This window comes from Ruegeria sp. AA6, from assembly GCF_056542865.1.
Window position 1 is genome coordinate 396,387 of the sequence record NZ_JBQGAN010000001.1, and the last position, 11,808, is coordinate 408,194.

9 protein-coding genes are annotated in these 11,808 nt (G+C 57.1%); 3 read left to right on the forward strand and 6 right to left on the reverse strand.

Translation table 11 applies throughout. The annotated features are described in order from the left end of the window. Nucleotides 1-3 precede the first annotated feature (3 nt). Nucleotides 4-759: a ParA family protein gene (locus tag ACR0LN_RS01805; RefSeq protein ID WP_480427372.1), complete on the forward strand. Its 756-nt coding sequence runs from the start codon at nucleotides 4-6 to the stop codon at nucleotides 757-759. Beyond that, a complete protein-coding gene (locus ACR0LN_RS01810; RefSeq protein ID WP_480427373.1) occupies nucleotides 756-1,223 on the forward strand; it encodes a CYTH domain-containing protein in 468 nt (155 codons plus the stop codon). The genes ACR0LN_RS01805 and ACR0LN_RS01810 overlap by 4 nt, the downstream gene beginning before the upstream one ends. Here ACR0LN_RS01810 and ACR0LN_RS01815 read toward each other — a convergent pair. From ACR0LN_RS01815 to ACR0LN_RS01835, 5 genes are all read right to left on the reverse strand, one after another. Next, nucleotides 1,220-2,590, reverse strand: coding sequence for a sensor histidine kinase (locus ACR0LN_RS01815; protein WP_480427374.1), 1,371 nt, complete (start codon nucleotides 2,588-2,590; stop codon nucleotides 1,220-1,222). The genes ACR0LN_RS01810 and ACR0LN_RS01815 overlap by 4 nt on opposite strands. Further along, nucleotides 2,583-3,263, reverse strand: a complete 681-nt coding sequence (locus tag ACR0LN_RS01820) for a response regulator transcription factor (protein ID WP_480427376.1) — start codon at nucleotides 3,261-3,263, stop codon at nucleotides 2,583-2,585. The genes ACR0LN_RS01815 and ACR0LN_RS01820 overlap by 8 nt, the downstream gene beginning before the upstream one ends. Nucleotides 3,264-3,443: 180 nt before the next feature. Continuing rightward, entirely contained in the window at nucleotides 3,444-4,880 is a 1,437-nt protein-coding gene (locus tag ACR0LN_RS01825; protein WP_480427378.1) for a Do family serine endopeptidase, read from the reverse strand. Nucleotides 4,881-5,630: 750 nt separating this feature from the next. Continuing rightward, nucleotides 5,631-6,230 (reverse strand): nucleotidyltransferase family protein, encoded by a 600-nt coding sequence (locus tag ACR0LN_RS01830; protein WP_480427380.1) that lies wholly within the window; start codon nucleotides 6,228-6,230, stop codon nucleotides 5,631-5,633. Nucleotides 6,231-6,261: 31 nt separating this feature from the next. After that, nucleotides 6,262-8,679, reverse strand: a complete 2,418-nt coding sequence (locus ACR0LN_RS01835) for a GcvT family protein (RefSeq protein ID WP_480427382.1) — start codon at nucleotides 8,677-8,679, stop codon at nucleotides 6,262-6,264. 193 nt (nucleotides 8,680-8,872) lie between these two features. Between ACR0LN_RS01835 and ACR0LN_RS01840 the strand changes: the two genes are divergently transcribed. Then, entirely contained in the window at nucleotides 8,873-10,441 is a 1,569-nt protein-coding gene (locus ACR0LN_RS01840) for an ABC transporter substrate-binding protein (RefSeq protein ID WP_480427383.1), read from the forward strand. 43 nt (nucleotides 10,442-10,484) lie between these two features. On the opposite strand, the gene ACR0LN_RS01845 is transcribed toward ACR0LN_RS01840, so the two are convergent. Next, entirely contained in the window at nucleotides 10,485-11,792 is a 1,308-nt protein-coding gene (locus ACR0LN_RS01845; RefSeq protein WP_480427385.1) for an HlyC/CorC family transporter, read from the reverse strand. Nucleotides 11,793-11,808 lie beyond the last annotated feature (16 nt).

Below are 11,808 nucleotides of genomic sequence, written 5' to 3' on the forward strand. Positions count from 1 at the left end.
GGAGTGAAGATCATTGCCTGCTATAGCAACAAGGGTGGGGTGGGTAAAACCGCGACCTCGGTGAACCTGGCTTATGCCTATGCGCAGGCGGGAAACACGGTGCTGCTGTGCGATCTTGATCCGCAGGGGGCATCGGGGTTTTACTTTCGGGTGAAGCCATCCAAAAAACTGACGGACGCGCGGTTCTTCGAGGACGTCGAGCGGTTTACCAAGTCCATCCGCGCCAGTGATTTTGAAGGGCTGGATGTCTTGCCAGCAAACCTGACCTTCCGCGACTTTGACGTGTTCCTGTCGCGGATGCGGAACAAGCGATCACGGTTGAAAAAGGCTCTGGTGACGGCTGGCAGCGACTATGACGTTATCATTCTGGACTGTCCTCCGAACTTTTCGACCTTGTCCGAGAATATCTTCAAAGCAGCCGATGAAATCCTCGTACCCGTTATCCCGACAACCTTGTCCGAGCGGACGTTGGAGCAGTTGGTGAGTTTCTTCGAAAAACAGAAACTGCCGAAGAAAAAGCTGAAAGCGTTCTTCTCGATGGTGCAGCGGCGCAAAACCTTGCATCTGGAGACGATGGAGAAGATGCGGAAAGCATACAAAAAACGGTTCTTGCAGACAGAAATCCCGTTCGCTGCGGATATCGAACGCATGGGGCAGTACCGCGCCCCTGTTAGCATCTATGCGGGCCGAAGTGCAGCAAGTGCCGCCTATGAGGCATTGTTCGACGAATTGGAAAATGAAGTGGTTTCAACCAAATGAGCACCGAAATTGAACGTAAGTTTCTGGTCGCGGAGCTACCGGACCTGAATGGCGCTGACAAGGCCGTGGTGCGTCAGGGCTATCTGACGGCACCGGACGATTCGACTGAATTGCGCTTGCGTCAGAAGAACGACAAGTTCTTCCTGACCCTCAAAGGCAGCGGAGCGATGGTGCGGGTCGAGCGTGAGGCCGAGATCACGCCAGAGCAATTCGAAACCTTCTGGCCGGAAACGGAAGGGCGGCGTGTTGAAAAGGAACGTTATACCGGGCAATTGCCGGATGGGCGTGTTTTTGAGTTGGACGTGTTTTCGGGTGATCTGGCGCCGCTGCGCTTGGTCGAGGTGGAGTTCCAGAGCGAAGCGGAGGCGCGGGCCTATACTCCGCCTGATTGGTTCGGAACTGATGTGACCGCCGATAAGCGATATAAAAATAAGACGATGGCGATCAACGGTGTGCCTGGCTAGGGCTTCCGAGCCAGTTTGATCACCGCTTCGAGGCCCGGATCGCAATTACGGGCCTCAAACGCGCCCCCGTGCATATGCGAGATCGCGGCCACAAGAGCCAAACCCAACCCGGCATTGCGTTCGGTACGGGCTGGGTCGAGCGTTACAAACGGCATTTTCAGTCGTGACAGATCCTCTTTCGGCACGCCCGGACCCTGATCTCGAACACTGAGGCTGGTATAGGGGCCGTCTTCGGACAAGCTGATCGTGACGGCCGTATCCTGTGGTGCGTAGCGCATCGCGTTTTCCAGCAAGTTCGAAAGCGCCTGAGACAGCAGCGGACGGTGCCCCGGAATGGGTGAAGCCGCGCCTTGAACCTCAAGCCGAATTCCCTGATCAACGGCGACGGGGTCGTAAAGTTCGACAACGTCGGCCACCAACTGTTGCAGGTCCACGGGCTCGAATTGATCTCGACCAACGCCCGCCTCGGCACGTGATATCTCGGTCAGTTGTCCCAATACGCGCAGAACATGGTCGATTTCCCCGCTAGCCCGCGCGATATCAATCTCGCGTTCCTGATCCGTTTTGGTCGGATCAGCTAGCGTTTCCACCCTTTGCTTCAGACGGGACAGGGGCGAGCGCAAATCATGGGCGATAGAATTCGAGGTGGTGCGCAGATTGCTGACCAGTTCTTCGATCCTGTCCAGCATGGTGTTGAGCGTCCCGGATACCTGATCGAACTCGTCCCCGGTGCCGCGCAGGGGCATGCGCCGGGACAGATCGCCCGAGACAATGTTCTCAGCGGTGCTGGCGATGTCGGACAAGCGGGAAAAGACCAGCCGGGTGAACAGCCAGCCGGTCAAAACGCTTAACGCCAAAGCAATTCCAAGGGCGATTCCGACGGAGCGTAACAAAACCCGGTCAAATTGCTGTCGCGCCAGTGCGTCGCGACCGACCAAAAGGCGCTCGCCGCCGGGCAGGCGGATCGAAGCGGCTGAGATCGGCACAAGCTGGTCATTGTCGGCCCGGCGCAATTCAAGATCGACCCAACCACTGCCAGCCGCGATGTGTTCGGGCCACTGCTTGAGGTTCCCGGCCAGTTTCACCCCAAACCGGTCGGTCAACAGATACAAGGCATCCCGGTCCGAGGCGGTGGGGATGCGTCGTTCAATCGCGCGCATCAGCCCCAACAGGCCACGTCGTTCGTATTCATCGGCAAGCCCGGTCAGCTCGGCTGAAACGACTGAGCGGGTCTCGCCTTCAATACTTCGGTTCGCCGTTACATAAACCAAGGCCAGCACAGTCGCTGTCAGCAATGTGCTTAAGATCATGCTGGCCAGGACAAGACGTGTGCGTGAATTGTTGAAAGATAGCCTTATGTTATCCATCAGATATCATGTAGCCGGCTCCCCGGACGGTTTCAATCAATGGTGGCTCGCCACCCTCATCCAGTTGACGCCGCAGTTTTGAGATATGGACGTCGACGACGTTGGTATTCGGGTCAAAATGGTAATCCCAGACGCCCTCAAGCAACATGGTGCGTGACACGACGCGGTTTTTGCGGCGCAGGAAGAATTCAAGGATTTGGAACTCACGTGGAGTGAGGGTGATTTCACGCCCGTTGCGGGTGACTTTACGGGTCAGCAAGTCCATCTCGAGGTCGCGACAGGTCAAGGTTGGGCTTTCTTCGGCCTCTTGCGGGCGACGTAGCAAAGCCTCGATCCTTGCGTGCAACTCCTGAAAGGAAAACGGCTTTACCAGATAGTCGTCTGCCCCCGCGCGCAAGCCTTTGACACGTTCGTCAACGGCGCTCATCGCAGTTAGCATTAGTACCGGTGTACTGACGCCTGCGGCGCGCATCGACTTGATCAGGGACAGCCCGTCCAAACCCGGTAGCATCCGGTCCAGAACCACTGCATCAAATCCTCCGTCCGTGGCGTGGTAGAGCCCTTCTCGACCATCCTCGGCCGCTTCGACGACATAGCCTTCTTCACCAAAGCCCTTGGCGATGAATTCCCGTGTGTCCTCGTCATCTTCGACGATCAGCAGGCGACGGCTCATGATCCGAGTTCCTTTTTACCAGTATTTAAACACAAAATCGGCGCAAAGCACATGGTGCGCTAAACAATCTGCCGGGTGCGGAGTTACGCACCCGGCAGTCCCGGCGGTTTGCGGACAATTCAAACCGCCGAGGAGGCGCCCGCCAGATTTCCCCATCACGTGGCGCGCGCTGGTGTCAGATCAGGCGATTTCCACCGCAACGAAGATCTGATTTCCACCGCGATTGATCAGAACAAGTGCAGGGTCGGTCTTTTCGCTGTCCAACGCGGCCTTGAGCGCGTCTGGCGTTGCAGTTTCCTGTCCGCCTAGCTTTACAATAACATCGCCGCGTTGCAGACCAGCCTTGGCTGCCGGGCTATCGGGTGTCAGATCGGTGACGATCACACCGTCGACGTTCTTGCCCACTCCCATCTCGGCACGGTTAGTGTCGGTTAGCGGCGCCACGGTCACACCCAAAGCGGTGCCCGAGACGGTTTCGTCAACTGACTTGTCGAACTGTACTGATGCACTTTGATGTTGCCCGATGGTCAACTCGAGCTGTTGTACCTTACCATCGCGCAGGACGGTTAGAACGCTATCGGAGCCCACTTTGGTGGTGCCGACAAGGATCGGAAGGTCACTACTGGAATCCACGGCCTCATCGTTGAAGGTCAGGATGACATCTCCTTGTTGCAGCACACCTTCGGCCGGGCTGCCTTCGACAACGTCCGACACCAGCGCGCCGGTGTAGCTGTCAATGCCCATGGCCGCAGCGAGTTCGGGACTGACATTCTGGATCGATACACCCAGCCAGCCACGGCTGACCTGGCCGTCGTCGCGCAGGTCGGCTGCGATATGCTCAACGATGTTCGACGTCACCGCAAAACCCAGACCCACGGACCCGCCGGTAGGAGAGTAGATGGCCGAGTTCACACCGACCACTTCACCATCCATATTGAACAGCGGGCCGCCCGAGTTGCCTTTGTTGATGGCCGCGTCGGTCTGAATGAATTCGGCATATGGCCCTTCCGATATGTTGCGGCCTTTAGCCGAAACGATCCCGGTGGTCACAGTCGAATGCAGCCCGAACGGGTTGCCAATGGCGACGACGTCCTCACCCACGCGGATGACATCACTGTCACCCAGTTTCACGGCCTGCAGATCCTCGCCTGCGTCAATTTTCAGCACCGCAATGTCAGTCAGAGGGTCAGTTCCGACGATTTCCGCTTCGAATGTGCGGTCATCCGACAAACGGACAGTGACCGTCGACGCGTAATCGACGACGTGGTGATTGGTGACGATGTAACCGTCCTTGTTAAGGACAAACCCTGACCCGAGACCTTGTGCTGGCCCGCGCTGAGGAGCATTGAACCCTTCGGGTGCGCCAAATCGTTTGAAAAACTCACCGAACGGGTGCTGATCAAAATCAAAGTTTTGTCCCTGCGCAGGCATCGGCACGGCATTCTGCTCGGCAATGATGGTCACGACTGACGGCGATACGGTTTCCACCAGATCGGCCAAGGCCTCATCGGCCATCGAGGGCAGGGCAGTGGTCGCCAGCATTGCGGCGCTCAGTGCGCCTGCACCAACCCAACTGTATGTCCCAGGCAAAAGAAGCGAGGATTTGCGGATGCTCATTTTTGTCTCCTGATTATGTCACGCGGTTGCGGCCGCGTGTTGAGACAGGAGATGCGTCATCTGTCTGAGTGTTTCCTGAGCGATTTATTAAGAAATCTTAATTTTGCCACAAAGAGACGCTTTCATATCGCGGGATTTGGTCCGGGTCAGAGAATTCGCGCGAATCATGACCTGCGAATCGGTGGATTGTTGCCGATAATTGGCTCAAGTTGTGAAAAGGGTTGAATTGAATCAATTTTGTTAACAGATTGCCCCGCCAATTTCGCGGCTAAGGTGTAATCTTCTTTTGGTTGTGGCTCTTTTTATATGCAGCCGGGGATACCAAAAACAATCAATAGCATATTCGTCGGATAGCCGAATAAGTGTGCGCATAACTTAAATATGAGCCTGATTGCGTGGGCGAGGAAATCAACCCAGGGTAGAACGCGTTCTTGCGGATGTTGCGGAAAAACCATTCCGAAAACGGCAAAATTAACCTTTCAATCGAATTTTACGTTGTTTGAAGTCACCTAATGAGTGACGATGATCGTGCCCAAGCGAGGGGGAGCCGATGGCACTAGGGGGTGCCTGAGGCTTGTCACAGTCACTGGAAACGCTGAGCGGCATGTTAACGAGGGGGTCTTGTTTAGGTTCAGCGGCGGAATAGCCAAAATGTCTTTCGGCATTCTTGGCAGCGTTTCTAGGATTGATGAAAAGTGGTAGTCCTGTTTTGGGTAACGGCCCGGTCTTTATAGACCGGGCCGTGTTACATCAGGTAGTTTGTTTTGAGCGCCACGCAGCCCACGCTTCTGGTGTGTCAAGGTCCAGCAGAGCGTTCCCGCCAGGTAACAGTTGGATATGCACATTGTCTGCACAGGCGCGCACAATTGATTGTGCGCCATGGTCCCCAGATAAGCGTTTAAGCTGCTCGAACAGACTGCGATCAAACACGACCGGATGACCAGGCTTGCCGGCATCAGTGGCCCCGCGCCAGATCAGCTTATCCGGGTGGGACTGAACCGAGGACAAGACGGATTGTAGATCCTCTGTCGTGATGTCGGGCAAATCGGCCAACAATATCATCACGGCAGTTGCGCTGGTCGAAACATGGGCCATCGCACCACGAAGGCTGGCATTCATACCTTCTTGGGCGTCCAGAATTTCAGCTTTGCACAAGTCCAGACCTTCAAGGGCCTCGTATCGGGGATGTGGTGCCGGGGGCAGCGCGACAATAACCGGTGCTGCCTGCCGCGCAATCTGGGCCGCACGACGCAACAAGGGTTGGCCGTCGACTACTTGCAGCAGCTTATCGGTACCGCCCATGCGGCTGGATTGTCCTGCCGCCAGAAGGATGATGGGGATCTGAGTCATTTCCCCATCATGTATTCGCAACCGAGCAGTGTCATCCCCGCATACGTGCGCCATTTGCGTCAAACAGCGGTTCCGAGATGACTTTGGCCTTTCGCAATTGACCCAGGATTTCGATTTCCACGTCTAACCCATCCGCAACACGGTCAGTTGGTAGGAACCCCAGCGCGATCGACTTTCCAGCGTGGTGTGAATACCCGCCCGATGTGCAGAATCCGACGACCTTGCTGTCCAACCAGATAGGTTCGTAGGCGTTCACATCGGCATCATCTGCGTCTACCTCGAATGCAACCAATTTGCGTGCCGGTCCCTGCGCTCGGTCCTGTTCGGCTGCCGCCCGACCGATAAAGTCGGTATTCTTTGAAAATGCGATGAACCGGTCCAACCCTGTTTCAGCGGCCGTATAGTCGGGTGAAAACTCCCGCATCCACGATCCAAAGAACTTGTCCAAACGCAGGCTCATCATCGCGCGCATACCAAAGGGGACCATGCCGTGTGGTTGTCCTGCCTGCCACAGGGTCCACCAGAGTTGCCTTTGCGCCATCGGATCGCAATAAATCTCGTATCCCAGATCACCGGTATAGCTGACCCTTTGTACAATGCAGTCAGTCATACCAATTGTCATACGCCGCACATCCAGGAACCGTAGGTTCGAGATGTCGTCTCGGGTGCAGTTGGCCAAAACCTTTGCGGCTTTGGGACCTGCTATCTGAAAGCCGTTCAGCCGGTCGCTTATGTTTTCTATGCGCATTCCGTCTTGCTGGTGCTGCAGGAACCACCGCATGTGAAAAGCTTGGCTGCCGTATGAGGCGGTCAAATGGAATTCATCTTCGCCCAAACAGGAAACGGTGAAATCCCCGATCAGTTTGCCGTTGGGTGACAACATCGGCGTCAGCGACACGCGCCCCGGTTTTGGAATACGCCCGGCCATGGTCCGATCCAGCCAGCTGCGCGCGCCGGGTCCGGTGATGCGATACTTGCCGAAGTTGTGGACCTCGTTGATTCCGACGGCGTTCCGCACAGCACGTACCTCGCGGCCTGTTGCGTCGAACGCGTCCGAGCGGCGGAACGAGGGGGTCTCGTACCCCGGCTCGTCGTCTTGTGCGAAATAGTTCGGCACCTCCAGCCCGTATTGCTGCCCCCAAACCGCGCCCAGATCGCTGAAAATATCGTACATCGGTGTCGTGCGGTTTGGCCGCGCGGCGGGCAGTTCCTCGTTCGGATAGGCGACGCTGAACCGTTTCTGATAGTTCTCGATGACTTTAGGGCGGGTGTAGCCGGGGCTGGTCCAGTCGCCGAAACGCGCCACATCCATGGCGAACACATCACGTTCAGGCTCGCCCTCAATCATCCATTGCGCCAATGTCAGGCCCACGCCACCGCCCTGACTGAACCCTGCCATGACGCCGCAGGCCGACCAATAATTGCGCATCCCCGGCACCGGCCCGACCAGAGGGTTCCCGTCCGGTGCAAAGGTGAATGGCCCATGGATCACAGATTTCACGCCGGCCTCAGCCAACACTGGAAAGCGTTTGTAGGCGAATTCTATGCTGTCTGTGATCTTGTCATAGTCGTCAGGCAGAAGTTCATGGCCGAACTCCCAAGGGGTACCATCCACCGCCCACGGTTTGCAGGGCTGTTCGTAGAAACCGATGCATAGCCCGCGACCTTCCTGCCGCAAGTAGCTCTCACCAGCGGGGTCCATGACATGCGGGTGTTCACCGCCAGCGTCGATGATCGCTTCGATCTGAGGGATCGAGTCGGTCACCAGATACTGATGCTCCATAGGGTGCAGCGGGAAGTAAATGCCCGCCATCGCACCAACCTCACGCGCCCATAGCCCGCCCGCATTGACCACATGTTCGGCGTGGATGGTGCCTTTGTCAGTGACCACGTCCCATGTGCCATCGGCTCTCTGATTTGTTTCCCGCACCATGCAATGCGTTTCAATCGTCGCGCCACCCATACGCGCGGTCTTGGCGTAGGCGTGCGTTGTGCCCGACGGGTCCAAATGCCCGTCCAACGGATCATAGAGCGCGCCGATAATGCCGTCCGTGTTGGTGATCGGTGCAATTTTCTTGATCTCGTCGGGCCCGACGATTTCAGTCTCAAGACCCATGAACCGATGCTTCGCGCGTTCAGCCAGAAGCATATCGAACCGATCCCGATTATCGGCCAGTGTCACGCCGCCCACGTGGTGCAGTCCACAGGACATCCCGGTGATGTCTTCCAGTTCTTTGTAAAGCCGAATCGTATACCCCTGCAGCGCCGCCATGTTGGTGTCGCCGTTCAGAGTGTGAAACCCACCCGCCGCGTGCCATGTCGAACCACTGGTCAGCTCCGACCGCTCCAGCAGCATGACGTCGGACCAGCCCAGTTTGGTCAGGTGGTACAGCACAGAACAACCGACGACACCGCCGCCAATAACCGCCACGCGGGTTTGAAGTTTCATGAACGCCTCCGTCAGTGTTTTTGCCAGTCTGATCAGTAGGGTCGCGGATGCAACGCCGAATGCGACAAAACGTGTCGCTGCCGCAAATTGCGCTTACCCGCGACATGCGGCAAACGCGGTCACGGTTCTGTTACAGAATCAAACTACGAGGCGCCCGATTGGCCCCACGTAAACCACTCTACAAGGATAAGAGATGAGCAAGTTTGATCCCCAACCCCGAGCGCTAAGCCGTCGTGAATTCATGGTCAAAGCAGCAGCCCTGGGCCTCAGCGCCACTGCGGCAAACCTGATTTGGGCCGAGGCCGGTCTGGCCGACACACCCAAGAAGGGCGGGCATTTTGTACTGGGGCTGAAAGGTGGCGAAAGCACCAACACGTTGGACCCGGCACTGTCTGCTTCGCATGTGACGGCCAAGGCGCTTCGGGCTTATGGCAACACTCTGACTGTCGTGACCGCCGACGGTGGGATTGCCCCGAGCCTGGCAGAAAGCTGGGAAGCGACTGAGGACGGTAAGGTCTGGACCTTCCAGATTCGCAAGGGCGTTGAGTTCCACAATGGCAAGACCCTGACGCCCGAGGATGTGCAACTTACACTGGCGCGCCATTCGAACGAAGACTCGCAGTCGGGTGCCCTGGGCATCATGCGCGGGATCGAGGATGTGCGGGTAGACGGCGACTATGTTGTGATCACTCTGACCACACCCAACGCCGACCTGCCGTACCTGATGTCGGATTATCACCTGGTTATCCAGCCCGGTGGTGGCGTTGATAATCCGGGCGAGGGGATCTCGACCGGTGCTTACAAGGTCGTCGCCGATGAACCCGGCATTCGCTACGCGTTCGAGAAATTCGCCAACCATTGGGATGAGACCGTAGGTCATTACGACAGCCACGAGATTTTGGTTCTGAACGATGACACCGCGCGTTCGGCCGCGCTGCAGGCCGGTCAGGTGCATGCGATCAACATCGTGCCGCCGCGTACCGCAAAGCTGTTCGGCCGTGCGCCGGGTGTGACCCTGAATGCGTCGTCGGGCCGTGGTCACTATATCTTTGTGATGCACACCGACACGGCGCCATTCGACAACAAGGACCTGCGTCTGGCGCTGAAATACGCGATCAACCGCGAAGAGATGGTCGATAAGGTGCTGCGCGGCTTTGGCTCGGTCGGGAACGATATTCCGATCAACGAAGCCTATCCGCTGTTCGATGACGCGATGGAGCAGCGTCAGTTCGATCTGGCCAAGGCGGCTGAACACTACAAAGCCTCAGGTCATGACGGGTCGCCCATCGTTCTGCACGTCTCGGACGCAGCCTTTGCTGGGGCCATCGATGCGGCGCAGCTGTTCCAGCTGTCGGCGCAAGAGGCCGGCATCCCGCTGGAAATTCAGCGTGAACCAGCGGATGGTTATTGGTCGGAAGTTTGGAATAACAAGCCGTTCTGTGCGTCTTATTGGGGCGGTCGTCCGGTACAGGATCAGATGTGGTCGGTTGGTTACCTGTCCACTGCAGACTGGAACGACACCCGCTTTAAGAACGAAGAGTTCGATGCCTTGCTGTTGAAGGCGCGGGCCGAACTGGACACCGCGAAGCGCAAAGAAATCTACGCGCAGATGGCGCGGATCGTTTGGGAAGAGGGCGGTCTGATCAATCCGATGTTCAACCAGTTTATCGACGGATACTCGGACCGTGTGACCGGTTGGGCCGCGCATGCGAATGGCGACCTGATGGACGGCTATGTCGCAAGCCGCACCTGGTTCGCGTAACACCGTAGCAGAACCGGCGCCCGTTGTTGGGCGCCGGTTTTCACTACAAAGGCCGGATTTTCAATTCAGTCACCCGATTGCCTTCCTTGGCGGTGACTTCGAACCGAAAACCGTGGAACGAAAACACCTGACCCACCACCGGGATCATCTGCGCCTCGTGTATGACCAGCCCGGCAACAGTGTTCGCCTCTTCATCCGGCAGTGACCAGTCCATTGCCCGGTTGGCATCGCGGATCGTCATCGCGCCTTCGACAAGGAATTGCCCGTCCTCAGTGCGGGTGACAGGGACATCCTCTTCGATGTCGAATTCGTCGGCGATTTCACCGACGATTTCTTCCAGAATATCCTCAAGCGTGATTAGGCCGCGCAACGATCCGTATTCATCCACCACCAGCGCAAAGTGGCTTCGGATGCGCAGAAATTCCCGCATCTGATCGTCCAGCGTAGTGGTTTCGGGGACGAAATAGGGGTCGTTGGCGACCTTGGTTATGTCGAATCCGGCCAGCCGGTCCGAGTTGCCCTCGGTACCTCCTACTTGAGCGTACATAGCCCGAAACAGGTCTTTGGCATGAACCACACCGATGATGTTTTCCGGTTCGTCCCGGAATACCGGCAAGCGGGTGTGACGGCTTTGCAGACACTGCTCAAGGATGGCGTCAGGCTCAGCGTCGGCGTCGATCATCTCGATGTTGGAACGGTGAAGCATGATCTCTTCCACCGCGCGGTCACCCAAATCCAGCGCACCAAGGATGCGGTCGCGGTCTTCTTTTTCCACCACGCCTTCGGAATGACCCAGTTGCAGGGCTCCGGCGATCTCTTCTCTCACTGCAAGGATGTTACTGTCCGGGTCGATCTGAACACCGAACAGGCGCAGAACGCCACGCACCAGCAGGCGCACTGCTGCAACGATGGGCGAGAAGACTGTCACAACAACGCTGATGATCGGAGCAACCGCCGCAGCCGCTTTTTCCGAATTGGTGATGGCGTAGGTCTTGGGAAGAACTTCGGCAAAGATCAACACCAACAGGGTCATGACCAGAGTTGCCAATGCCACGCCGCTTTCGCCAAAAAGCCGCGTAAACAGTGCAGTAGCCAGCGACGCCGCGAGGATGTTCACCAAGTTGTTGCCCAGCAGAACCGAGCCGATCAATCGCTCGTTGTCATCGGTGATATCCAGTGCTTTTTGCGCCCCGCGCGAACCCTTATCGGCCTGCGCCCGCAACTTACCGCGCGACGACGCGGTCAATGCCGTTTCAGAACCCGAAAAAAAGCCCGACAGGACGAGCAAAAGCAGAATAGCGCCAGTGGTAAACCAGAATGCGCCGTCGATCAGAGAGGGTGAGGGTTCCATCGGTCCTTGATTGTTT